Raw genomic sequence first — 23,046 nt, forward strand, 5'->3', positions numbered from 1 at the left:
GTCTCGATCAGGGCTGGCGCGAACGGCGTCGCGCCATGACCAGGTCCACGGCATCGACCAGGGCGTCGTAGAGCCGCAGCAGGCCCTGGTAGCCCATCTCCATGACTTCCTTGAGGCTGCGCAGCGGCGCGTCCACGCGCTCGTCGTCCAGCCAGTCGACCCACGCATCGGCGCGGCCGAACGTGCACTGGATCAGCTGCGTTTCGCGCGCCATCGTCAGGTCTTCCATCCGGACGCCCAGATGCCGGTTCACGTTGCGCGTGACCACGGCCGGAAAATGATAGGTGCGGGGGCCGCGCGACAGGCACACGCCAACCCGCGCACCTTCCTGCAGCGGCACGTCGATGGGCAGCACCACGCCCAGCCCGCCAATCGAATAGTTCTCGGTCTTGCAGGCCAGCGTGCGGCCATCGGGCAGCAGCAGCGTGGCGGGCACGCGCATCGGTATGCGGTGCGACACACGCACCTGGCGCGCCTCGCGCGCCACGCCAATGGCCGCGCCCAGCATCATCAGGTTGAACAGGGCCCACGCCATGTTCATCAGCACCGTGGCGGGCTCCTCGGTGCCCCAGAACAGCAGCCGGGCAATGCCCGCGCCCAGGCCGATCACGTTCAGCGCCAGCAGGAACAGATACGGCTTGGAGATCGTCCAGTCCAGGTAGTCGTCAGCAATCTGGCCGCCCTTGGCCGTCACGTTGAACTTGCCCGCGCGCGGGTTGATGAAGGCCACCGTGGTGGGCAGCACGATGTACCACGCCAGCACCGACTCGTAGACCTCGGCCCAGAACGAATGCCGGAAGCGTCCCTGCAGGCGGGAGTTGGTGATGTTGGCGATCAGCAGGTACGGCAGCACGTAGGCCATGATCAGCAGTGCCGACGTATTGATCACATGCAGCCCGAAGTACAGGTAGGCGATCGGCATGGTCAGGAAGATCAGCCGGGGGATGCCGTAGAAGAAATGCAGCATCGCGTTGCTGTAGCACAGCCGCTGGAAGAACTTCAGGCCACGGCCCAGCATCGGGTTGTCCAGCCGGAAGATCTGCGCCATGCCGCGCGCCCAGCGGATGCGCTGGCCAATATGGCCCGACAGGCTTTCGGTGGCCAGCCCCGCCGCCTGCACGGTGCGCAGGTAGGCGCTGTTATAGCCGCGCCGGTGCAGCTTCAGCGCCGTGTGCGCGTCTTCGGTCACGGTCTCCACGGCAATGCCGCCGATCTCCAGCAGCGGGCCGCGCTTGATCACCGCGCACGACCCGCAAAAGAACGTGGCGTTCCAGAAATCGTTGCCGTCCTGGATCAGGCCATAGAACAGGCTGCCTTCGTTGGGCACGCGGCGGAACGTGTCGAAGTTGCGCTCGAACGGATCGGGCGAGAAGAAGTGATGGGGCGTCTGCACCAGCGCGCAGTTCGGATCGGACAGGAACTCGCCCATGGTCATCTGCAGGAACGAGCGCGTGGGGATGTGATCGCAGTCGAAGATGGCGATGTAGTCGCCGTCGGTTTTCGGCAGCGCCGCGTTGATGTTGCCGGCCTTGGCGTGGCGGTTGTCGGTGCGCGTCAGGTAACCCACGCCGGCGGCCTCGGCAAAGGCGCGGATCTGCGGCCGGCGGCCATCGTCGAGGATGAAGACGCGCAGCTTGTCCGCCGGCCAGTCCATGCTGCGCGCGGCGTAGACGGTCGGCTGGATCACGCTCAGTGACTCGTTGTAGGTCGGGATGAAGACATCCACGGTCGGCCACTGGTCGGGGTTGGCCGGCAGGGCCTTCGGCTTGCGGTGCAGCGGCCAGGCCGTCTGCAGATAGCCGAGCGCCAGCACGATCCACGTATAGATTTCGGCTGCGTACAGCACGTAGCCGACTGCGGCCTCGATGGCGCTGGCAAACTGCAGCGTCTGGGTGGATCGCCACCAGATGTAGCGGCCCGCCATCAGCGTGGAGATGGCGATCATCGTGATGGTGGCCAGATGCCCCGGTACGCGCCGCACCACGCTCAGCACGAGCCAGACCACGGCGAACAGCAGAACCTGGTCCTCCAGGCGAAGCGGCGTGGTGCTGACGGCAAGCGCGGCGATGGCGGCCAGCACGAGCGACACCGGCAGCACGAACGGAATGCGGCCCACGCGCGCCGACACGGCCTCCGTGACATAGGCCACGCGATTCCAGTCGGGGCGCGGCAGGTGCGTCAGCACCTTGTGCCGCAGCCGCGACGCGGCATGCCACAGCGGTTCCAGCACGCGATCCATCCATCGGCGCAGCCAGCCGGTGCGTTCGGGCGCCACGGGGGCGCGCTGCTTGCGCGGGTCGGCGGCAAGGCGCACGCGCGGCTTTGGGGGACGCACGAACAGGCGCCACACCCAGGTGCCGGCGGATGGGCGTTTGCCGATGCCAAGCCGCGCCACCGAACGCCGGTAGATCAGCGTGGCCCACTCCGCAGGAATGTCGGGCTTGCCGGGACGCGGCGGGCGGAAGAACAGGCGCAGCAGCCAGTCCCCGGCATGGGGCAACGGATGGGTACCAGTGCCCACGCCGAGTTCGCGTGCCAGCCGCTGGCGGGCCGACGCCATCCACTGTCGAAGCCGTGGCAGGCGCGCGGTCATGCGGGGCTCCCGGCCGGCGCGTTCGATTCGATCCACGCCGACAGCCACGATGCCAGCCCATTCAGGTCGTGCGCGGCCTGCGAATGGGGCGTGCTGCGGCTGAAGCACTCGCTGCGCGCCAGGGCTTCGGGCACGCTGCTGTCTTCATGCACGTGGTAGGGCAGCATGGCCTGGCCCAGCGTGGCCTGCAGCATGGCCACGATATCGACATGCAACTGGCGCGCCGGCTGGAGCCGCGTGGCCACGTAGTGCGCGGTCTTGCCGCGCGCCTCCAGGCTGTCCGTCAGGCGACGCAGCGTCAGGCAGGTTTCCGGCTGGGCCGGCACCAGTACCAGCACCAGGTCGGCGGCGTCGATGGCCTGGTTGGCATACGCCGACGGCCACGGCGCGGTGTCGATCAAGATGGCGCTGCCGGGCGGCAAGTCCACCTGTTCGATCCGGCGCGCCAGCCAGTTGGCGGCCAATCGCTCGATTGCGCCCAGCTCCGCGCTGTCGCCCCATGGCACGAACAGTACGCCGTCGTCGCTGCGTTGTCCGCTGGCTGCCCAGGCCGAGGGCGAGGCATCGTGCAGGTGCGCGCCGATGCCGTCGGCCGGGATATCGCGCATGCCGAAGTGGAAACCCAGCACGTTGCGCGGATCGCACTCCACGGCCAGCACCGGATGCTTGCGCCAGGTCAGCAGCGACGCCAGTTCGGCGGTCAGCGTGCTGCGGCCCGCGCCGCCGGTGGTGGAGACGATGGCGATGGTGGCGGCTTCCGTCCGGGTTGGCGTGCTCATCGGCGTCCTCCGCCGGACTGGCGCTTGCCGCGGATGACCAGCGCATCGAGTTGCGGCGGCAGCCGAACGGCCCGGCGCGGACGTGGCGCGCTCCAGCGCGGCAGCCAGCGCAGCAGGTCGAAACGCCAGGTCAGCCAGGCCAGCGGCGCGGCCAGGATCAGTCCCCAGATGAAATAGCCGAGAAAGGTAGCCATGGTCAGTCCTGACGTTTGAGGGGCACCGGATAATGTTCCGGCAGCGCACGGGGGGCGGCGCCCGGGCCGGCACGCCGCGGCGCCATCAAGGGCAGCGTGACCGGTGCGGCTTCCGTCGGAGGGGCGATGGAGAGGCCGGTCGCGCCCGCCGCTGCAGGGTCTGCCGGTGCCGGCTGCCCCGACGCGCCGGGCGAGGCGTCTTCCGCCTGGCCTCGCGGCATCGGTTGCGCCGGCAGCCAGGTGCTGTAGTCGGGCGGAGGCAGTGCCGCAATCTCGGCCTCGAACCGGGCTAGCTCGGCGGCAATCGATTCGTTGTCGCCGCTGCGCAGGTCGCCCTGGAACAGATCGGCCATCGGGCGCTTGAACACGCGCTGGCAGACCGCGTCCACATCGTCCATGCGGCAGGCAAAGAAGAAGGCATAGACGCTGTCGCTGCCGGCCGTGCACAGGTCGCCGGCCCGGCTCATCTGGCAGGCGCGCAGTGCGTCGATATGCGCCACCTCGGGCAGCAGCGGCAACTCCAGCAGCACGTGCGGCAGCCGGATCATGCGGCTGCGCTCGACGGCGTCGCGCACCAGCGCGATAAACGTCGACGCGGTGACGTAGCCGCTGGCCGTGGTGGTCAGCACGGCGGACAGGGCGTTGTGATAGTCGGCCAGGATCGGCCGCGAGAACACCTGGCCTTGCAGCCCGTCGATCATGGCCTGCATGCGTGCGAACGGCGTGCGTTGCGCCACCACGGCGTTGGCGCCCAGGTTCAGCATCAGCAGCTCATAGTGCTGGCGCATGGCTTCGCGGTCCTCGCGGATCACGATCTTGAGAGCGCGTCCGGCGCTGCGGCGCAGCCGGTGCACCTGGCCGGCCAGATTCTCCAGGTCGCGCATGCCGGCGTAGTGCAGGACCACCGTGGCCGCCACCGATTTGCTGGCGGTGGCCACGGCGGCCTCGTTGCTGTCCACCACGCGCCAGTCCTCGGGGATATACCGCTCGCGCAGCACCGCCTCGCGGCTGACGATCACCCGTTGCTCGTCGGGCGCCAGCATGCCGGCTTCCTCGATCGTGTCGCTGTAGGTGTCCGATGCCACCATCAGCCGATGCTCGTTGGGCGCGAAGCGCAGGCGCAGCACCTCGCCGGCCACCACCGCCTGGTTGTCGCGCCAGAAGGCCACTTCCCACGTGTACTGGCCTTGCTGCTGAGACAGCTGCACCGCGCCGGCAAAGCGGCCATGAAAGCCGTGCAGGTCTGGCGCCGGCTGGCCCTCGGCCGCGGCCGGCGGCGCCATCACCAGCAGCAGCGCGCAGCGTTCGTCGGCGCACCATTCGCAAAGCCGCACGCCTTCATGGGCCAGTGCGGCGGCGTCGTGCCAGGTGAAGAACGCTTCCGCGCCTTCCAGCAGGAAGGTCGTGCCGCGCGCGCCGCACTGCTCGACGAGGGCGTCCAGGGCTTCGATCAGCGCGTCGATGCCGGTACGGCCGGCGGCCGGGCGCAGCGCGCACAGGTTGGCCCGCGCGTGGAGCGCGCGGTTCACCTCGATATCCAGCCCATGCTCGCGCAGCGCACCGGCGATGTTGCCGGCGTCGCGGGTGGACAGCACGCAGGCGGGGCCGCGCAGCGCGGCGGCGGCGGTCTGCCAGAACAGCGCATCGCGTGCCGGGGATGGCCGCGCGTAGACCACGTGCGCACGGCCCGGTGCCAGCGTGGCCAGGGCAGGGGCCAGGCCTTCGATGGCCAGCGTTGCCCGGGCGTGCAGCCGCGCGGTCAGCGGCGTGCGCGGCGGCGCGGTGCGCGGTGGGGCGGAGGTGCGTACGGCGTCATTCATTGCGGGTCCCTGGCTCATGGTGCCGCTCAGTAGGCCGAATATGGCCGCACCGGCGTTGGCGGGAATGGTACCGGCAGCTGTCGCTTGTCGAACAGGTAGCGCAGCCAGGCCATGGCGCGATTCGGTGCATAGTCGCGCGAGCGGTCGATCGAGAAGCCGGCGCCCACCACCCAGTGCGGCGCCACCGTGTATTCGATCGTCGCGCCCAGCGTGTAGCTGAACCCGCCGCCCGATCCCCCGCCATAGGTGGCATTGCCGCTCAGCGCCTGCAGGTCGGGCCGCGTCGGGAAGAACGGGGCCGCATCCTCATAGGTCCATGACCAGCCGGCGGACCCCAGCAGGCGCCACGACCACCTGGCGTAGCGGCCGGTCCAGTCCAGCGGCACGCCGACCGACACATAACGCTGGGGGCTGTAGTAGCCACCGTGGCCAAACGTGTAGAACCGCTGGTTCTCCGAGTAGTGCCACCAGTTGAAGACCAGCCCGCTGGTCACGCGCTGGTCCCGCTTCGCGTAGACGGGCACATCGAAGCCTGTCCGCAGCGTCACTTCACGGTTGGTCTTGACGTTGTCACCAGTGTAGAGGCCGGCACCGACGTCGGCAAACAGCCCGAGGCGGCCCACGTCGCGCGCGTAGCGCAGGTGGACGCCATTGCGCACGATGCCGCCCCAATGCTCGCCGGTGACCGGATCGCGCGCGCCGGCGTACGAGATCAGCGAACTGGTCTGCGCGCGGCGCGAGACATCGACGCTCACCGACTGCACGCCCAGGTCGGCCCGGTACCGGAAGCCGCCGACCACCGTGCTTTCGAGGAAGCCGAGCGGCGTGGTGCCGATATCGGCGCGCCAGCTGTTGTAGGCGCCGTCGTATTCGTAGCCGGCCGCCAGCGCCACGCCCTTGTCGGTCTGTCCGATATTGCCCAGCCCGGCATTGCCGAGCGCGGGAATCTTGCCGAACGCCAGGCTGCTGGCCGGCGCGCCGCCGCGCAGCGTGCCGGCATCGAGCAGCACGGTGTCCGCATGAAAGAACGCGTGGCCCGCGTACCCGTGCGGAACGCGCACGTAGAGCGGAATCTCGGTGGCATGCAGCCGCGAGATGCCGTCGTCGCCCGATTTGTTCGATTGCATGACGGCCGTCGCCACTTCGCCCTGGCGACGCGCCTCCAGCCCGGCCAGCGCGCGCTGGGCCGGCGTGCCTTCGGGGCCGGGCAGCACACTTTCGCGTTGCTCCAGCGGCAGCGCGGCGCGATAGATGCCAGCGGCCGCGTCGAAGTGGCCGCGCGACTGAGCGATGCGGCCGCGCTGCACGGTGATGTCCGCGCGGCCCGGGTAGCGTGCGTCCAGATCGTCCACCACCTGCGCGGCTTCGTCCTCATGGCGCATCGCGGTGAAGCGGCGCGCGATCGACAGCCGCGTGTCGATGTCGTCTTCCGGGGTTTCGGCCAGCACCGTACGCACGATGTCGAGCGACTGGGCCGTCTGGCCCATGCCTTCGTACTGCCGGGCCAGCGTAAGCTGGGCGCCGGCGTCGTGCGGCTGCGTGGCCAGCACCTGGCGTGCGGCGTCGGCCGCGCCCTTGTAATCGCCACCGGCCTGGCGCAGGTCCGCCAGTTCCAGCAGCCAGCGGCGGTCGGCCTGCTGTTCGGCCGGCACCGCGTACAGCACCTGCTGCGCGCGCCGCAGGTCGCCGGCTTCGATCTGGCGATCGGTCTCGCGCAGCGCCAGCCGCAACGACTGGTCCGCAAAGTCGGCGCGCTGTTCGGCCGTGATGCCGGGCAGGGCGGTCGATTCGGCGATCCATTGGCGCAGGGCGTCGTCCCGGTCGGCAGCCGCCAGCAGTTCGCCATAGCGCAGGCGGATATCGAGATTGGGCGCATCCGGATGGGCAGCCAGCCAGTCGCTGACCAGGCGCAGGCCCTTGTCGGCATCGCCCAGCGCAATCCATTCGCGGCCGATCGAAGCCAGCATATGCGGATCGTCCCGGGCTTCCACGGCCGCCTGGTCGAGCAGCCGGCGCGCCTCGTCGTCGCGCCCCTCGGCCACACGCTGGCGCGCATCGCGCAGCATCTGCTGGGCGGCCAGGTTGTGGGCCAGGTTGCGCATGCCTTCCGAGCGGCTGGCCTCGGGCACGGCGGCCAGCGTCGCGGCCGCCGCGTCGATGTCATCGACACTGTTCAGATAGAGCGCGCTGGCATAGCGCATCTCGTTGCCGGGGGCGGCGCGCATGCCGTCGTCCATGACGCTGCGGCCCAGCGCGGGCAGGCCCAGGTCGCGATAGACGCGCGCCAGCGTAAAGCGCATCCATGGGTCGTCGGGCCGCAGGCGGATGGCCGCCTCCAGGTCGCGGATGGCGGGACTGCGCTGCTGCCGGGCCAGCGCCTGATCCGCGCGCACCGACAGCAGGTCTGCCCGCATGGCGCGCAGTTCGGCTTCCGAGCCCTTCATGCGCGATGCCTGGCTGGCGATCAGCGGCGCCACTTCGGCATCGCGGCCTTCCTTCTGCAGGATGCCCACCAACGTGCGCAGCGCGCCGACGTCCGGTTTGGGCCGCGCCAGCATCTGGCGCAGCAACGTTTCCGCCTCGCGGTTCTTGCTCTGCGCGACCAGGGCTTCGGCGAGGATGTTCTGCGCGTCCTCGTTGTCCGGCTGCTGGGCCAGTGCCTGGCGGGCCAGTTGCTCGGCCTCGGCGGGCTTGCCTTGCCGGTTCGCCTCGCGCGCCTTGGCCACCGTGCCCCAGAACGTGGCCGTGGCGATCAGGCTGCGCCATTTGTTGGCGGGATCGATCTGGTTGGCGCGCGTGAACAGTTCGCGGGCCTCGTCGTGGCGGCCCTCGCGCAGGCGCACCAGTCCCAGGCCGCCCACCACTTCGGCATCGTTGCGGCGCTTCTGGTAGGCCTGCTGCAGCGCGATGTCGGCCTCCTTGAGCTGGCCACGCTCCAGTTGCGCCAGCCCGCGCTGCCTGGCCCGGTAGGCCGGGTCGGCCTCGAGCTGCTTCTGCGCCGCCACCTTCTTGCCCAGCGCGGCCAGCGTGTCCTGCGCGGCCTTGTCGTCGGGCGCCTCCTTCAGGTATCGCTCGAACCAGACGTAGTAGGCAGGGTCCTCGTTGACGCGGTACAGCGTACGCCGCCAGATATCGAGCGCCGTGGCACGGTCGCCTTCGGGGCGTTGCGTCACCTCGTACAGCAGCGCGATCCCTTCTTGGCGCGTGGCCTCGCGATCGGTCAGCAGGTCGCCCAGCGCAAGCTTCAGCTGCATGTCGTTCGGGTTGGCGCGCGAGCGTTGGCGCAGTTCGGCGATGGCCCGCGTGCGTCCGGCCGGCGTGCCGGCCAGAATGCGATAGTAGTCGCGCGCCAGGCTGCCGGACGGGGCGCCGCGCGGGAACAGCTTCTGCAGCCGCTGCACCGCCTCGTCGTCCTGGCCACTGCGCGACAGCAGCCGGACATTGGCCATTTCGCGCTTGTCGCGCGTGGCAATGCGGTAGGCGTCTTCAAGCTCCTGCGTCTGCGGGCTGTCAGGCGCCACGGTGCGCAGCTTCCTGAGCAGTTTCTCGGCCTCCGCCGGCCGGTTCGAGCGGATCTCGATCAGGCCCAGCAGCTTCAAGGCCTCGGGCTGGTTCGGGTCGATCAGCAGGGCCTTGTCCAGGATGCCGCGCGCCATGTCGGCCCGGTTCCTGGATTCCCACATCCGCGCCGATGCCAGCAGTTGCGCCATCTGGGGCGAAGGCGCGGCGCGCGTGGCGGGGACGGGGTCTGCGGCAAGGGCAGGCATGGCGGAACTGGCCAGCAACAGCGCCAGCGTGGAGGCTAGCGCGTTGCGGGGCATGTGGCTTTCCATGCCGGCACCAGCGTGCCGTCCGCTTCGAAGCGGAAATGTCCGTCGAGATGGCCCAGGCCGAACAGCGCCAGCACCTGGCTGTAGTAGCCGAACGAGGGCTGCGCGGCCAGCGTGCGGGCGCGCGCGGCCTGGGCGCGGGCGGCATCGCCCATCCCCAGCGCGGCCAGGTACGGCGCCACGGCGGCGGAGAAGCCCGCGTTGCCGGCATTGGGGCCGAAGGTGCCGGCCTGCGTGTCGACGTGTTCGGGCGGATGGCCGTGGGCCGCCACGTAGTCGGCCATCGGGCGGAATGCGTGCAGGACCGACGTCCGCGACGGATCGCGCGCAGCGGTCATGCCGGCCCACAGATAGACGCGGATCGCGTTGTACGAGCCGTCTGCCCGGGTCTCGGCATCGGGCTGGAAGCCATGGCCCTTGCGGTAGAGAACCCAGTCCGGCGAGAAGCCCTTCGGCGCCGTATCGACGATCAGCCGCGCCGAGGTGTCGGCCATCGTTTTCCAGGCGCCGTCCTCGGCGCCCAGCACGGCCGCCAGCCGGCGCATCACGGGCAGCGGCACATAGCTCGGATTCAGTCGCCAGATATCGGGCGCGGGATGAAAGCCGGTCGGGCCGGGCAGCAGCGTGCGGCCCAGGCCCGGCAGGACGGCCGTTTCCTCGCGCAGCACGCGCCGCGCTACCAGTGTGCCCAGCGCCGTATAGCGCCGTTCGTTCCAGAGCCGGCCGGCTTCCAGTAGCGCGTAGGCGATCCACAGGTCGGCATCCGACGCGGGATTCGGGTCGATCACGCCCCATGTGCCGGCCTGTTCGCCCTGGGTGCGCTTGCCCCAGATCCATGCTGGCAGGCGGGCCGTCAGGTCGCCCTGGGCGAGGTTGTTCTCGGTCCAGGCCAGCAGCTTGTCGAAGGTGGCGCGGTCGTTGGCCACCAGCGCGAAGAACAGCCCGTAGGATTGCCCTTCGGACACCGTGGCCTGCTGGCTGGTGCTGGCATCGATCACGCGGCCATCCTGGCTGATGGTGTCGCGCCGAAAGGCGTCCCAGTCGGTCCACTGGCACTGGGCCGCCACGGCGGACAGGGCCGCGCCGCCCATCGCCAAGGCGATGGCGCAGCGTAGGGAGGCGCGCCGCAGCCAGGCCCGTGCCCGCCGCATGTCAGCCCCCGTTGCGGCGTGCCGCCAGCCGGCTCAGCGCCCAGAACAGGGTCAGCGCCACCAGCAGCCCGGCCAGGATGCCGGCAATCGCCAGCAGGGCGGGGTGCGCCGACATCTGCATCCACAGGCGCGCGTACCAGGGCAGGTTGCCGACGTAGTAGGTATCGCCCAGGCGCAGGCCTTCCAGGTCGCGCTGGCGGATCACGGTCAGGTCGCCGCGGATCTGCGCCACCTTGCCGGGGTCTTCCAGCACGTCGAGCACATCGCGCACGCGGTCGTCGGTGGAGGCGGTCAGCGCCACCACGCTGCGGCGTTCCGCATAGGGCGACTCAAAGCCGATCAGCGCGGCCAGCGGCCCGTCGGCGGTCAGGATCGCGCGCCCGGCCGGCGAGATGTTCTCGTTGTCCACGCCGCTCAGCCAGTTCGACCAGGCGTGCGCGCGCTGGTCGCGCAAGGCAATCTCGGTCTTGCCGCGCTCGATCAGCAGCGGCAGCGACTTGCCCCACTGCTGCAGCACCTGCGCGGCGCTGCCGGTGCCGATGATGACCAGATCACGATCCTTGACCGAATCGATGGCCTTGGCCGGCGTCACGGTCACGCGCAGCGCCGGCAGGCCGGTCCACTTGCCCATGTGGCCCAGCACGGTCAGCAGGGCCTCCTGGTCGATGGCGCCCGGCGCGTCGGGGATGACCACGGCGGTATCGGCCAGGTCGGCCATGCGCGTGAACGGGTAGCCGCTGTTGGCGAAGAACGCCAGGTTCGGCAGCTGGGCGTAGTGCAGGAATCCGCTGAAGTCGATCGACGAGTCGGGGTCCACCGCGGCGCGCGCCACGTTGGCGGCGCTGGACGAGCACAGCCCGGTCTTCTGGGAGTCGATGTGGAAGCGGAACTGCATCTGGTTGTTGCTGCCCACGCGGAACGCGGGGATCAGGATCTCGTTGCTGACGCTGGCGCTGCCGCCCGACAGCAGCGGCACGCTGACGAGGTTCTCGTCGGTCTGCACGGTGAGCGGCTTGAGCCGGTACGACCGCACGAGCTGGTCGTTCACGTCGATGCTGAGCACCGAGTCGTTGTAGGTGGAAGGCGCCGTGTAGCGGTACTTCATGTTCATCGGCACCGCCCGGTCGTTCCAGCCGAACAGGTCGGCGGGCACCTTCAGGTTCACGCGGATCGCATCGGGGCTGGCGCCCGCCACCTGCAGCTGCTGCGGGTCGGTCACCAGTTCCTTGAACATGACCGGACGATCCACGGGCGCCCAGGCCGGCGCGTCATAGGGCCGGCGCGGCTTGCCCAGGTCCACGGTCTTCACCAGGGCACTGGCGCCGGCCATGCCGGCCTTGCCCAGCACCACCGCATTGGCCGCCACTTCCAGTTCCTGCGGCGTGCGGCCGGCCAGCACCAGCAGTTTGCGGGCCGGGTTGGCGGGGTTGGGCAGCACGCTGACGGTGGGGCCTTCGATCTTGTCGATACGGACGCCGTCAGGCTGGGCGTTGGGCAGTACCAGGGCGATGGCGTGGGCATCGGCCGGGGCGGCGCGCGCCACCGGGAAGCGCAACTCGCGATAGCTCGCCAGCGCGCCGAGCCACGATGCCACCACCCCCGCGGCGCGCAGCGTCACCGGATCGGCATTGGCCGGCAGCACGAACGGCACGGTGACGCGACGGTTGTCGCGGCGGTCGAAGAAGGGCGCCGGCAGCAGCGCCAGGTTGTCGGGCAGCGTGACGGTGGACTTGGTCAGCGTCAGCGTGCTGGTGGGGCTGATGTCGGTCCACAGGCTGGAGTGGTACGGATCTTCGCAATGATCGAGCGTGTAGTGCGCGATCATCTGCACGTTGATGCGGTTGAAGTCAGTGAAAAAGCGCGGATCGAGATCGATTTCGCGCGAAATCTGCTGGCCTGCATGCTGCGGGTCGAGCGGCAGCGTGGCCACCACTTCGTCATTGAGCCGGATCTTCAAGTGCGACAGCGGATAGACCAGCGACGGCGAATACGTGAAGACCAGCTTCAGTTTGGCCGCCGTCACCACCTCGTCGAGCCGGACGCCGACGTTGAGGGTGCGGTCGGGATCAACCCCGCGCAGCGGAATCGTGTAGTTGGCGCCCATCTGGGCAAAGGTCAGGGTCTGGGCCTTTCCGGGAGGCGCCGCCGCCACATCCGGCGTCGCCGAAGCCACCGGTGCCGGGGTAGCCGAAGCGGCCGATGCTGCGGCCTGGGCGGCAGCTTCCTGGGGAAGCACGGCCGGAAGGAAGGCGGCCAGGAAGGCCATTGGCATCACGGCCCTTCGCATGCAGCCACGAAGCCGGCCAGACACGATTTCCGTCATATCGGGGCGCCCTGTATGAATGTCGCGCAGCAATGACTGCGTTCTGGGAATACTGCGTGGCGAATATAGCACGCCACTTTCGGCGGGCAGCAAGCGTTTGCGGGAAGCCGCAGGTGAATTAAGAAAGATTCACTTCATACGGCTGACCGCATCTAAAAACTTTTAAGGGCCTGACGTGGGAAGGCTGGACCGTACGGCATGCCGAAATTGCATAAAGGCAGCGTCGGGCATGTGGAAAAATGCCGTTCATCCTCCTTTCCTGCCAAGAGAACCACCATGTCCGAAGCCGTCGTCCTGCTCAACGGGGATCTTCTCCAGCTGTCCGAAGCCCGCATTCCCGTACTCGACCGTGGCTTCATCTTCGGCGATGGCATCTATGAAGTGATTCCGATGTACAACGGCAAGCCGTTCCGGGGCGCGCAGCACCTGGCGCGCCTGGCGCGCAGCCTGGCCGCGATCGGCATTCCGAACCCCCATACCGAATCGGAATGGCTGGCACAGATCGACCGCGTGGTGCAGGCCAATGGCATGTCCGACCAGATGATCTACATGCAGGTCACGCGCGGCGTGGCCCGGCGGGCGCATGCCTTCCCGAAGGAAGTCACCCCGACCGTGCTGATCATGACCAACCCGATGGCGCTGCCCCCGGCGGCAGCGGTGGCGCAGGGCGTGGCGTGCGTGACGATGGAAGACCGCCGCTGGCTCAACTGCCAGATCAAGTCCACGTCGCTGCTGGGCAACGTGCTGGCCGCCCAGGTGGCCGCCGAGGCAGGTGTGACCGAGGCGATCCAGTTCCGCGACGGCATGCTGACCGAGGCATCGGCGTCCAACGTCTGGGTCGTGAAGCAGGGCCGCGTGGCCGCGCCGCCCAAGGACAACCTGATCCTGGAAGGCATCCGCTACGGCCTGATGGAGGAGTTATGCGCCGCGATGGACATCTCGTTCGAAGCCCGCCGTATCACGCGAGACGAGGTGTTCGGCGCCGATGAAGTGATGATCTCGTCGGCCAGTAAGGAACTGCTGCCGGTGGTGACGATCGACGGCACCACCATCGGCACCGGCAAGCCGGGCCCGGTTTTCGAGCGGCTGTACGCCGCGTACCAGGCTGCCAAGGCGGCGCTGTAATCACATCGCGCCACGCCGGGGGTGCGTGCTAGCATGGCCGCTGCGGGAGACCACCGATAGGAGGCTGCTCATGGCCAAGCGCGCACGCAGCCGGCGTGTCATCAAGGAAGAGGTGAGCCGGCGGATCCAGAACATCGACGAGATCGCGGACGACGGTGCAAGGGTCCGGGTGCCGGACCCGGAGCCGCACGCGCGAGACACCCGCGGGCGCAACTGGGACATGGCGCGCTTTGGCAATGCGCGGGGCTACGAGGCGTCGATCCGCGCGGTGGTCGATGAAGTGCGCGACGAATTCGATCTCGTCGACGATCCGGCCAGCACCGTGCCCAATCCGTTCGGCGACTGAACCGTCCCGGCGGGCCCGTCAGGACGCCAGCCCCGTGGCCACCGGCAAGGGCTGCCAGCCCTCGATGGCCTTGGCCGGCAACGGCTGGGCGAACAGGAATCCCTGCCCGACGTGGCACCCCTGGTCCTGCAGGAACTGGCGCTGATACGCGCTGGTTACCCCTTCTGCCACCACATTGAGCTGCCGCGACCGGCCGATGCGGATCACGGCCTCCACCAGTGTGCGCGTGGCCTCGCTGGTTTCCAGATCCAGCAGGAAGCTGCGATCGAGCTTGATTTCCTCCACCGGCAGGCGCGTGAGCTGGCTCAGGCTCGAAAACCCCGTTCCGAAATCGTCGATCGACAGCCGCACACCCAGCCCGCGCAGCGCGGCGATGGTGGCTTCCGCCTCGGGCGTCTGTTCCAGAAAGACACCTTCCGTGATTTCGATGGTCAGGGCGCCGGGCGGCAGGCCGTTTGTCCCCAGCGCCTGGGCCACCACATCGGCCAGGCCGGGGTCGCGAATGCAGATCGGCGACAGGTTGACCGAAACCGCCGGCACGGCTGCCCCGGCGTCGTGCCACAGTGCCAGCTGGGCGCAGGCTTCGCGCACGGCCCAGTAGCCAAGCGCCACGATCAGTCCTGATTCCTCGGCCAGCGGCACGAAGACCGACGGCGACACATCGCCGCGGCGCGGGTGCGGCCAGCGGGCCAGCGCCTCCACGGCCCAGAGGTGGCCGGTGCCCAGGTGAATCTGCGGCTGGTAGTGCATGCGCAGCCGGCCATCGGCGATGGCTTCGCGCAGTTCGCCTTCCAGCGTGCGTCGGTCGCCCAGGCGCTGGGCCAGTGCCGCGTCGTAGAGGCAGACCTGGTTGCCGGGGTCCCGCAGGCGCTGGCGCTTGGCCTGGTACACGGCCAGGTCGGCATGATGCAGTAGCGTTTCGCGGTCGCGGGCCTGCTCGGTCAGCAGGCTGATGCCGATGCTGGCCGATGGCGACAGGCTGAGCCCATGGCCGATGCCGACCGGGGCGCCCAGCGCCTGCAGCAGGTGCCGGGCGGCAGCCAGCGCGGCATCGCGCGCGTGGCCTGGCAGCAGCACCGCGAATTCGTCGCCGGACAGGCGGCCCACCATCGCATCGGCATGGTGATCGTGTGCCACATGCTGCAGCCGCGTGGCCACCTCGATTAGAAAGCGGTCTCCCGCCACATGGCCCTGGACGTCGTTGACGCGCTTGAAGTCGTTGAGATCGATGAACAGCAGCGCCAGCGGCGTGCCGTCGGCGTTGGCGCGCGCCACGGCGTCGTCGGTGCGCGCCAGCAGCAACTGGCGGTTGGGCAGGCCGGTCAGGGCATCGTAGTAGGCCAGCCGGTGGATGCGTTCCTGCGCCAGGTCGCGCGATAGCGCCAGCGCACACAGGTCGGCGGCCACCGCCGCCAGGTTCTCGTGGAAGGCATCTGGCAGGCGCGGCGCCGTAAAGCACAGGCCGAACGTGCCCAGCACCCGGCCGTCGGCGGCCCGTACCGGTGTGGACCAGCTTGCGGCCAGGCCGGCGGCCTGCGCCACGCCGCGCAGCGTTTCCCAGCGCGGATCACGTGAGATGTCGTCGACGGCCACGGGCTTGCCCAGGAAGGCCGCCGCGCCGCACGAGCCCGCTTGCAGGCCGATCGGCATGTTATCGAAGGCGGCCATGGCATCGGCGTCGGCGGACGGCATGGCCACGGGCTTCAGGCGTCCGTCGGACACCCGCATCACGGCGGCGATGGCCCCCGGCGCCATGCGCTCCACCCGGCGGCACAGGTCGGCCATGATGTCGGTGGTGGGCAGGTCGCGCGCCAAGGCCTCCAGCGTGCGGTGCTGGATCGACTCGCGCACCTTGGTGGCGGTGATGTCCGTGAGCACGCTGACCGTGTTTGTCATCGCAGCGGACGGCGGCGGGGCCATGATTGGACTCACGGCCACCGACAGCCAGCGCGGCTGGCCGGCCTTGTCGGCCACCAGCGACTCATGCTGGAGCGGCTTGCCCTGCGTCAGCGGGGCCAGCAGGGTGTCGATCACGTCGGCGCGCGCGTTGAGCGGCTTCAGCAGTTCATGCCAGGGCCGGCCCACCGCCTGGTGCCGGGCGTAACCCAGCAGCCGCGCAAAGCCACCATTGACGTGGCAGATGATGCCGCGCCCGTCGGTGATCATGACCGGGTTTTCGGCGTGATCGAGGCACAGCGACAACATGCGCAGGCCGGCCGGGCTCAGCGTTTCGCCCCGTTCGTCCTGGTGATCGCACAGAAAGGCGGCGAACTGCACGTCCAAGCCGGCATCGCGGTCGAGCGGCGCGAAGATCGTCGTATGGATCCATACATGACGCACCGTGCCGTCGGGCCGGGAGATGGCGATCTGGCGCGCGGAGTCGGGCTTGCCAGTGTCCGGCACACTCAGCGTGCCGAGCGCCAGGGTGCTGGCGCATCGTCCGAGCACGGCCGATCGCTGGAGACCCCACAATGCCTCGGCCGCGGCATTGAACAGGGTGACCTGGTTGCGCGCGTTGACGGCGACCACGGCATCGATCGCCTGTTCCAGCGCCTGGGTACGCATGCTGTCTATTTCTCGTTATCTTGGGGAATTCATGGCGCGCTACCGGCAAGCTCCCTCGATTGCCGTCCATCCGCGCGCACCCCGGGAGTGTAAGGCCGATCCCTACTGCCGAAGGGCAGGGTTTGCCCGGCTTTTTGTAGAAATTGCAGCCTGGCCGATCCTCAGGGGCGTGGCCGTCCGCCGCCCACGGGAGCCGGCGCCGACAGCGCGGCGGGGGAGGCCAGAATTAGAGGCTTTCCTCGGAAAATCTGCGCTGAAAGGCCGGCTGCATCAGTCCACCGACACGATGATGGCGACCCGCCGGTTCTCGGCGCGTCCGGCGACCGTGCGGTTGTCGGCGATCGGATGCCCCTTGCCCATGCCACGGATTTCCAGGCGGTCACGCGGAAAGCCACAGCCCGCCAGTACGCGGGCCACGGCCTCGGCACGCCGGCGGGACAGCAGCAGGTTGTATTCGACGGTGCCGGCGTCGTCGGTATGCCCGTCGATGCGCAGCGATTCGATACCGGCGTCGTGCAGCATGTGGCCCATGCGCTGCAGCGCGGCCTGGCGCTCGGGCGCGATCACGTCATCGTCGAAGCGGAACAGCACCTTGTGGGGCAGCCCCAGTTCCCAGCCACTGTCGGTCAGCGTGAATCCCTGGTTTTTCAGGACGGCCACTTGCGCGGGGGTGAGCTTGCCCGGCGGGGGCACGGTGGTGCAGCCCGGAAGTGCCAGGTACGCCGCCACCGCCAGCGCCGCCGCTGCGGCGTGGCGCAGGTGCAGGCGGCGGGCGGCGTGGAAGTCCGGCATACCGGGTCGGGTCGGCTAGACGTGGGATTCCGGTGGGGCGGCCTCGGCACTGCGCCAGGTGGCGCCAGACTGGCGCTTGGCGCCGTACATCGCGGCGTCGGCCGCGTGCAGCAGGGCCGTGCCGTTGCGGGCGTGGAGCGGATACACGGCCACGCCGATGCTCAGCGGCGCGACGATCGAGCCGCCGTCGGGCAGCCCCATCGGGCTGGTCATGGCGTCCAGGATGCCTTCGGCGATATGGACGGCATCGTCGGGCTGGCGCAGCCCGGCAATCAGCACCGCGAATTCGTCGCCGCCCAGGCGGGCCACGCAGTCGGTGTCGCGCAGGCAGGCGCGGATGCGCTGGGCGATGCCGACCAGCACCGCGTCGCCGGCGGCGTGGCCATGGCGGTCGTTGATGCCCTTGAAGTCGTCACTGTCCAGATAGAGCACGGCGGCGTACTGGTTGCGGGCCGCCGCGGCGCGGACGGCCAGGTCAAGCGCCTCGGTAAACGCGGCGCGGTTGAGCAATCCTGTCAGGCTGTCATGGGTCGCGCGGTGCGCCAGCGAACGGTTCTCGTGCTGCAGCTGCTTCTGCCAGGCCTCCAGTTCGTCGAGCAGCACATTGAAGTCCTCGGACAGCGCGTTCAGTTCCTCGATGCGGGCAGGCGGCATGCGCTGGCCAAACGCGCGTTCGGAACGCACGGCGTGGGCCACGCGCATCAGGTTACGTAGCGGATCGACGATATTGGCCAGCATCCGGCTGGACATATAGTGCGCGCCCACGGCCGTCAGCAGCAGGCAGGCCACCAGCCCGAGCACCCCCTGCAGCAGGAAATGCAGCAGGGCGATGGGGTCGCCGGTCACGCGCACGCTGCCGACCTGCTGCGATTCGTGAATGACGGGCTGGTTCACCGGGCCCGATGTCAGCAGGTCGCCCGCCATCGCGCGCAGCGCCGGCAAGCGGTCCTGGCCGGGGCGCTGCCACGTCGCCAGCGGCTGGTCGTCGCGATCGAAGACGGCGACGGCGGCCAGGTCTTCGGCGGCGGCGATGGCCGACAGTGTGTCGGCGGCCGCCGCTTCGTCGCGGAACACCACCGGCGCCTCGACCGTGTAGGCAATCGATCGCGCCACCAGCCTCAGGTTGTGATCGGCATAGGCGCGCAGCGCGGTCAGTCCCAGGAACGTCAGCGAAATGCCGACCGTGAGCACGGCGATCAGCGCCACGCCCATGTGGATGCGGCGCAGCGCGCCATAGAGCGTCGGCCGCGCGTGGGCGCCCTGGGCGGGGCGGGCGCGCTGGGCCGGCAGGCCAGGCGGAGGTCGAACGGAGGCGCGGCGCCCGGGCAGGTTCATGATGCCGGTGCCTTGCGGCGCCCCAGTTGCAGGACGCCCGGGTGCACATGGATGCCGCTGCGCGCGATGGCGTCGAGATTGATGCGGAACGACACCTGATGCTCGCGGATGCTCAGGCAGAACATGCTGCCGCCCTCACACTCGAAATCCTCTTCGGTCATGACCAGCACGGGTTTGCCGACGAAATAGGCGGTCAGCGCCCGGCGACGGGCATCGTTCATGGCCCCCAGGTACAGCGCGTCGCACTGGGATGCCAGCGATTCCGGCAGCCCGTCTATCCGGCGGGTCTCGACGAGCCGGCCGGTGGACAGCGTGCCGCCTTCCATCAGCTTGCCCGCAAAGCGTGCCGAACCGTCGATGCACAGCCGCACGGTTTCGCGCTCGCCCGGCCAGCGCGCGTAGCTGAGCAGGCTCATGACCACGCGGGCGACGGCATCGGGGCGCGAAACGGGCATGGCCGGCGCGGACGGACCGGACGGACTGGACGGTGCCATGGCCGGCACGGCGGCGGATGCGGGGGCCGGCGGCGCTGACGCCCGGGCGGGTATCGGCCGATATGCAACCATCAGCAACGCCAGCATCGCCAGGAACGCCGGCGGGGCCAGGCGGACACGGCGGCGCACGGCGCGCGAACAGGGAGATGGGCGTAACGCGGAGCGCGGCAATTGGGCTGCGGGCGAAAGTACGGTCGGACCGGTGGAACTGGCGGGTGAGAGACTCCATGTAGGTTTCGGCGGGATCTGCAAAAACTGTAGCCACAAACGCCTGCGTCCGCATCCGGGCCAGATGCCCTAGGCCGGCCGGCGGAATGGATGTGCTAGAGTTTTTGGCAACGCGCGCGCCTGCCAGCGTCTTGTCCTGTCGTGTTCCAACGGAGATACATCATGACGAGTGAATCCAGACCGCAGTTGAAGGCTTTTGTGCAGACCGCGCCCCAGGCCGGGCGCTACGTATGGGTCATCGCGCTGGTGGACTTCGGCGCGCAGCAGATCCGACGCACCATGGTGTCGGACGACACCTTTACCACGGCCGACGCCGCCCGCGTGGCCGGCGAGGCCGAACTGAAAGCCATGGCCGCCGACCACTGAAGTCCGGCGGCCGCACCCCTCGCTGCCGATACCCTCGCGCCCCGATCGCCGGGGCGTAACGCCCAGACACGCTTTCTTACATCACACCGGGTTTGCGGTGGGTAAACTGCCGTTCGTTCGTTTACATTTGTCTATGGCATTTTTCCTAAAAGAAGAGGGATCACCTTGAATCGCCATGCTTTCCTGCGCGCCGCCGCCGGCGCCGCGCTGCTCTGGTCGGCTGCGGCCTTCGCGCCCGCTGCGCTGGCCCAGGTCAATATCAATATCGGTATCGGCACCCCGCCGCCGGCGCCGATCTACGAAGCCGTGCCGGCACCCCGGGCGGGCTATGTCTGGGCGCCCGGCTACTGGGACTGGGACGACCACTATCGCAAGCACGCATGGAAGCAGGGCCACTGGGTAGCCGCCCGCCCGGGCTATATCTATGAGCAGCCGCGTTGGGTGCGAGCCAGCAACGGCTGGGTGATGCAGCCCGAGCGCTGGAATCGCGGGCCCGACTATGATCGCTATCACGGCCACGATCGCGATGACTACGACGGTGACCGCCCCCGTGGCGGCCCGCGCGGCTACCACTGCCCGCCCGGCCACGCCAAGAAGGGCGAGTGCTAGCCTGACTACCGCGCCCGATACCGGCAATCTCACGATGCGGTGCCGGGCGGCGGTAAGGCCATGCTAGGATTTCCGGGCTCAGCCGATCTTCCGGAGACTCGACATGGCCAAGCAGGTCTTTACGCGATCGCAGTATCTAGACATTCTCAATGACAGTCTGCGCCGGCATCCTGGCTTCCAGCCCGGCATGGCCTTTGTGTTCCTGCCGCCGGGCGCCCCTGCCAGCCAGGCATCGGGCGTGGGCTGCACGGGGCCCTTGGAGGCGTTGCCCGTGTATTGCGAGATCGAGCGCGTGGCGTCCGGCCTGATCGAGGTAAAAGACAGCTAGGCCGCCAGGGCGGCCCGGCAAGAAAAAAGCACCCGCGGGTGCTTTTTCGTATTGGCTTCAGCCTTCGTCTTCCTCGTCGTCGAGGAATTCGCGCCGCAGCATCCAGTTCTTGATGGCTTCGTCGCAGACCTTCTTGAGCCGGCTCTTCTCGGGCAGCTTGTCGAACATCTGGAAGTTGACCAGCGCCATGCCGGCATCGGTGATGTAGAACAGGCGGTCCGGCTCGTCGTAATGGACAAGCCGTCCGTCGATACCCGACTCATCGCTGTCGGCGGGCATGTCCTCCAGCTCCACGACGCGGCACGAGAAGCGCGGATTGTGGGTGTGGGTCAGGTATTCGAATTCGTCGTGACTGACTTCACCGCCCTTGCTGGCGGTGATGGCGAAGCCCCAGATGAACCGGGGCATCGGCAGATCGGACAGATCATCGATCTCGTCCATGTCATCCATGTCGTCCATGGTGTTCTCCCTGATGCAATAGCCGGCATTATCGCCGAAGTCTCGCACCAAGGCAGCCCATTTGCTGCCTGCCGGGGACATTGCCGGCGATTCAGCCGAGCATGTAGCCCCGGGCCAGCGCGCCGAAGTCCTCCAGCTCCCTGGCCTGCCAGGCGGCATCGTGACCCAGTTCCTCGGCCAGGATCTGCGCCACGCGCGGCGCGCCGGCCAGCGCGGCCCCCGCATCCAGGAACAGCGCGCGATTGCGCCGGCCCAGCACGTCTTCGACCCTGCGGGCCAGTTCGTGGCGCGCCGCGAAGCGGACGTGGGCCTCGGTCAGGCCCGAGGCGGCCACGACCATGGTGTCCGCGCCCGGCAGCGCCCGCACCAGCGGCAGGTCCGCGCCATAGTAGCGGTCGGGCGAGCCCGAGTTGGCGGGCGGCAGGTCGGACGGCATGCCCACCGCGCCATGCAGCGGCAGATCGGCGGTGCGGCAGGGGGCGGCGCGCAGCATCTGGCGCTGGATCGCGGTCTCGATCACGTCCTCGGCCATCTTGCGATAGGTGGTCCACTTGCCGCCGGTGACCGTGATCAGGCCGGCCCGGGACACCACGATCGTATGTTCGCGCGACAGCGACGCCGTGGACGATTCTCCCGTGGCCTTGACCAGCGGCCGCAGCCCGGCCCAGACGCTGGTGACATCTTCCCGCGACGGATCGCGCGCCAGATAGCGGGCGGCGGTTTCCAGGATGAAGTCGATGTCGTCGCCCGTGGCGCGCGGCTCCAGCGGCAGGTCCTTGCGTGGGGTGTCGGTGGTGCCGACGATCACGTGCCCGTTCCAGGGCACCAGGAACAGCACCCGGCCATCGTCGGTCTTGGGGATCAGGATGGCGCGGTCGCCGGGCAGGAAGCTGCGCGGAATGGTCAGGTGCACGCCCTGGCTGGGCGCCACCATCGTACGGGCCTGGTCGTCTTCCATCTGCCGGACCGCATCGACCCACACGCCGGTGGCGTTGATCACGCAGTCGGCACACAGGTGGAAGGTGCCGGCGCCAAGCGCATCCTCGGCGGTGACGCCGGTGATCACGCCGTTGCGCTGCGTCAGGCCCGATACGCGCATGTAGTTCACGGCCGTGCCGCCCACGTCGAACAGCGTGCGCATCAGCGCCATGGCCAGGCGCGCATCGTCGAACTGGCCATCGAAATACAGGTTGCCGCCGCGCAGCGGACGGCCGCCCACGTGTTCGGCCAGGGTGGGCGCGGCTTCCAGTGTTTCGCGGTGGCTCAGCCAGCGGCTGCCCGACAGGTTCAGCCCGCCGGCCAGCATGTCGTAGACCTTCAGGCCGATGCCGTAGAACGGCTGGTCGAACATCTGGTAGGCCGGCACGACGAATCCGAGCGGCCACACCACATGCGGTGCGTTGCGGGCCAGCAGGCCGCGTTCGTGCAGCGCCTCGCGCACCAGGCTGATATTGCCCTGGGCCAGATAGCGCACGCCGCCGTGCACGAGCTTGGTGGCCTTGCTCGACGTGCCCTTGGCAAAGTCGGCCGCTTCGAGCAGCAGCGTGCGGTAGCCGCGCGCGGCGGCGTCGAGCGCGGTGCCCAGGCCCGTGGCGCCCCCGCCGATGACGATGACGTCCCAGCGGGCCGTGCGCGACAGCGTATCGAGCAGTTCGGGGCGGGTGGGCGGCTGGACCGCAGGTACGGAAATTGGCATGGCTTGTTCGGCA

At 69.1% G+C, this 23,046-nt stretch carries 18 protein-coding genes; 5 read left to right on the forward strand and 13 right to left on the reverse strand.

Annotated features, from left to right (window positions below; translation table 11 throughout):
* Positions 1 to 7: 7 nt before the first annotated feature.
* The 7 genes from bcsA to bcsB are packed head-to-tail and all read right to left on the reverse strand — an operon-like array spanning position 8 to position 12,639.
* The gene (bcsA, locus tag AC3G88_RS03435; protein ID WP_488770442.1) at positions 8 to 2,593 is read right to left on the reverse strand and encodes a UDP-forming cellulose synthase catalytic subunit; all 2,586 of its coding nucleotides are present in this window, start codon (positions 2,591 to 2,593) and stop codon (positions 8 to 10) included.
* The gene (bcsQ, locus tag AC3G88_RS03440) at positions 2,590 to 3,372 is read right to left on the reverse strand and encodes a cellulose biosynthesis protein BcsQ (RefSeq protein WP_488770441.1); all 783 of its coding nucleotides are present in this window, start codon (positions 3,370 to 3,372) and stop codon (positions 2,590 to 2,592) included. The genes bcsA and bcsQ overlap by 4 nt, the downstream gene beginning before the upstream one ends.
* The gene (locus tag AC3G88_RS03445) at positions 3,369 to 3,566 is read right to left on the reverse strand and encodes a hypothetical protein (RefSeq protein WP_400392254.1); all 198 of its coding nucleotides are present in this window, start codon (positions 3,564 to 3,566) and stop codon (positions 3,369 to 3,371) included. Before AC3G88_RS03445 ends, bcsQ begins: the two co-directional genes overlap by 4 nt.
* 2 nt (positions 3,567 to 3,568) lie before the next feature.
* Positions 3,569 to 5,386, reverse strand: coding sequence for a cellulose biosynthesis protein BcsE (gene bcsE / locus AC3G88_RS03450; protein ID WP_488770440.1), 1,818 nt, complete (start codon positions 5,384 to 5,386; stop codon positions 3,569 to 3,571).
* 26 nt (positions 5,387 to 5,412) lie between these two features.
* Positions 5,413 to 9,207: a cellulose synthase subunit BcsC-related outer membrane protein gene (locus AC3G88_RS03455; protein ID WP_488770439.1), complete on the reverse strand. Its 3,795-nt coding sequence runs from the start codon at positions 9,205 to 9,207 to the stop codon at positions 5,413 to 5,415.
* The gene (gene bcsZ, locus AC3G88_RS03460) at positions 9,189 to 10,367 is read right to left on the reverse strand and encodes a cellulose synthase complex periplasmic endoglucanase BcsZ (RefSeq protein WP_488770438.1); all 1,179 of its coding nucleotides are present in this window, start codon (positions 10,365 to 10,367) and stop codon (positions 9,189 to 9,191) included. Before bcsZ ends, AC3G88_RS03455 begins: the two co-directional genes overlap by 19 nt.
* Position 10,368: 1 nt before the next feature.
* Complete coding sequence (gene bcsB / locus AC3G88_RS03465; RefSeq protein ID WP_488770437.1) at positions 10,369 to 12,639, reverse strand: cellulose biosynthesis cyclic di-GMP-binding regulatory protein BcsB; 2,271 nt, start codon at positions 12,637 to 12,639, stop codon at positions 10,369 to 10,371.
* A gap of 327 nt (positions 12,640 to 12,966) precedes the next feature.
* Between bcsB and AC3G88_RS03470 the strand changes: the two genes are divergently transcribed.
* Both AC3G88_RS03470 and AC3G88_RS03475 read left to right on the forward strand, forming a co-directional pair.
* Positions 12,967 to 13,815 carry a D-amino acid aminotransferase gene (locus tag AC3G88_RS03470; protein ID WP_488770436.1) on the forward strand — a complete coding sequence of 283 codons (849 nt, stop codon included), beginning with the start codon at positions 12,967 to 12,969 and terminating at the stop codon, positions 13,813 to 13,815.
* A gap of 70 nt (positions 13,816 to 13,885) precedes the next feature.
* Positions 13,886 to 14,161: a hypothetical protein gene (locus tag AC3G88_RS03475; protein WP_488770435.1), complete on the forward strand. Its 276-nt coding sequence runs from the start codon at positions 13,886 to 13,888 to the stop codon at positions 14,159 to 14,161.
* A gap of 18 nt (positions 14,162 to 14,179) precedes the next feature.
* On the opposite strand, the gene AC3G88_RS03480 is transcribed toward AC3G88_RS03475, so the two are convergent.
* From AC3G88_RS03480 to yfiR, 4 genes are all read right to left on the reverse strand, one after another.
* Positions 14,180 to 16,726, reverse strand: a complete 2,547-nt coding sequence (locus AC3G88_RS03480; protein WP_488893110.1) for an EAL domain-containing protein — start codon at positions 16,724 to 16,726, stop codon at positions 14,180 to 14,182.
* Positions 16,727 to 16,996: 270 nt separating this feature from the next.
* On the reverse strand, positions 16,997 to 17,518 hold the full coding sequence (gene yfiB / locus AC3G88_RS03485) for an outer membrane lipoprotein YfiB (RefSeq protein ID WP_488770433.1): 522 nt from the start codon (positions 17,516 to 17,518) through the stop codon (positions 16,997 to 16,999).
* Positions 17,519 to 17,533: 15 nt separating this feature from the next.
* Positions 17,534 to 18,853, reverse strand: coding sequence for a diguanylate cyclase DgcN/YfiN (gene dgcN / locus AC3G88_RS03490; protein ID WP_488770432.1), 1,320 nt, complete (start codon positions 18,851 to 18,853; stop codon positions 17,534 to 17,536).
* Positions 18,850 to 19,347 carry a regulatory sequestration protein YfiR gene (gene yfiR, locus AC3G88_RS03495; protein ID WP_488893111.1) on the reverse strand — a complete coding sequence of 166 codons (498 nt, stop codon included), beginning with the start codon at positions 19,345 to 19,347 and terminating at the stop codon, positions 18,850 to 18,852. The genes dgcN and yfiR overlap by 4 nt, the downstream gene beginning before the upstream one ends.
* A 390-nt stretch (positions 19,348 to 19,737) precedes the next feature.
* On the opposite strand from yfiR, the gene AC3G88_RS03500 reads away from it, so the two are divergent.
* The 3 genes from AC3G88_RS03500 to AC3G88_RS03510 all read left to right on the forward strand — a co-directional run bounded on the left by AC3G88_RS03500 (position 19,738) and on the right by AC3G88_RS03510 (position 20,878).
* The gene (locus tag AC3G88_RS03500; RefSeq protein WP_092594216.1) at positions 19,738 to 19,941 is read left to right on the forward strand and encodes a hypothetical protein; all 204 of its coding nucleotides are present in this window, start codon (positions 19,738 to 19,740) and stop codon (positions 19,939 to 19,941) included.
* Positions 19,942 to 20,106: 165 nt separating this feature from the next.
* Positions 20,107 to 20,550, forward strand: a complete 444-nt coding sequence (locus AC3G88_RS03505; RefSeq protein ID WP_488770430.1) for a YXWGXW repeat-containing protein — start codon at positions 20,107 to 20,109, stop codon at positions 20,548 to 20,550.
* A 103-nt stretch (positions 20,551 to 20,653) separates the two neighbouring features.
* A complete protein-coding gene (locus AC3G88_RS03510) occupies positions 20,654 to 20,878 on the forward strand; it encodes a hypothetical protein (protein WP_400392817.1) in 225 nt (74 codons plus the stop codon).
* 57 nt (positions 20,879 to 20,935) lie between these two features.
* Here AC3G88_RS03510 and AC3G88_RS03515 read toward each other — a convergent pair whose 3' ends face one another.
* Positions 20,936 to 21,319 carry a hypothetical protein gene (locus tag AC3G88_RS03515; RefSeq protein WP_488770773.1) on the reverse strand — a complete coding sequence of 128 codons (384 nt, stop codon included), beginning with the start codon at positions 21,317 to 21,319 and terminating at the stop codon, positions 20,936 to 20,938.
* A 109-nt stretch (positions 21,320 to 21,428) separates the two neighbouring features.
* Positions 21,429 to 23,033, reverse strand: a complete 1,605-nt coding sequence (locus AC3G88_RS03520; protein WP_153945377.1) for a glycerol-3-phosphate dehydrogenase/oxidase — start codon at positions 23,031 to 23,033, stop codon at positions 21,429 to 21,431.
* Between the last annotated feature and the right edge of the window lie 13 nt (positions 23,034 to 23,046).

Source organism: Cupriavidus sp. 86D6, assembly GCF_057815095.1.

Excerpts from the sequence above, each read along its gene's own strand:
- bcsA (WP_488770442.1), bottom strand. The coding sequence starts at position 2,593 with ATGACCGCGCGCCTGCCACGGCTTCGACAGTGGATGGCGTCGGCCCGC.
- bcsQ (WP_488770441.1), bottom strand. The coding sequence starts at position 3,372 with ATGAGCACGCCAACCCGGACGGAAGCCGCCACCATCGCCATCGTCTCC.
- AC3G88_RS03445 (WP_400392254.1), bottom strand. The coding sequence starts at position 3,566 with ATGGCTACCTTTCTCGGCTATTTCATCTGGGGACTGATCCTGGCCGCG.
- bcsE (WP_488770440.1), bottom strand. The coding sequence starts at position 5,386 with ATGAATGACGCCGTACGCACCTCCGCCCCACCGCGCACCGCGCCGCCG.
- AC3G88_RS03455 (WP_488770439.1), bottom strand. The coding sequence starts at position 9,207 with ATGCCCCGCAACGCGCTAGCCTCCACGCTGGCGCTGTTGCTGGCCAGT.
- bcsZ (WP_488770438.1), bottom strand. The coding sequence starts at position 10,367 with ATGCGGCGGGCACGGGCCTGGCTGCGGCGCGCCTCCCTACGCTGCGCC.
- bcsB (WP_488770437.1), bottom strand. The coding sequence starts at position 12,639 with ATGCCAATGGCCTTCCTGGCCGCCTTCCTTCCGGCCGTGCTTCCCCAG.
- AC3G88_RS03470 (WP_488770436.1), top strand. The coding sequence starts at position 12,967 with ATGTCCGAAGCCGTCGTCCTGCTCAACGGGGATCTTCTCCAGCTGTCC.
- AC3G88_RS03475 (WP_488770435.1), top strand. The coding sequence starts at position 13,886 with ATGGCCAAGCGCGCACGCAGCCGGCGTGTCATCAAGGAAGAGGTGAGC.
- AC3G88_RS03480 (WP_488893110.1), bottom strand. The coding sequence starts at position 16,726 with ATGCGTACCCAGGCGCTGGAACAGGCGATCGATGCCGTGGTCGCCGTC.
- yfiB (WP_488770433.1), bottom strand. The coding sequence starts at position 17,518 with ATGCCGGACTTCCACGCCGCCCGCCGCCTGCACCTGCGCCACGCCGCA.
- dgcN (WP_488770432.1), bottom strand. The coding sequence starts at position 18,853 with ATGAACCTGCCCGGGCGCCGCGCCTCCGTTCGACCTCCGCCTGGCCTG.
- yfiR (WP_488893111.1), bottom strand. The coding sequence starts at position 19,347 with ATGGCACCGTCCAGTCCGTCCGGTCCGTCCGCGCCGGCCATGCCCGTT.
- AC3G88_RS03500 (WP_092594216.1), top strand. The coding sequence starts at position 19,738 with ATGACGAGTGAATCCAGACCGCAGTTGAAGGCTTTTGTGCAGACCGCG.
- AC3G88_RS03510 (WP_400392817.1), top strand. The coding sequence starts at position 20,654 with ATGGCCAAGCAGGTCTTTACGCGATCGCAGTATCTAGACATTCTCAAT.
- AC3G88_RS03515 (WP_488770773.1), bottom strand. The coding sequence starts at position 21,319 with ATGGACGAGATCGATGATCTGTCCGATCTGCCGATGCCCCGGTTCATC.
- AC3G88_RS03520 (WP_153945377.1), bottom strand. The coding sequence starts at position 23,033 with ATGCCAATTTCCGTACCTGCGGTCCAGCCGCCCACCCGCCCCGAACTG.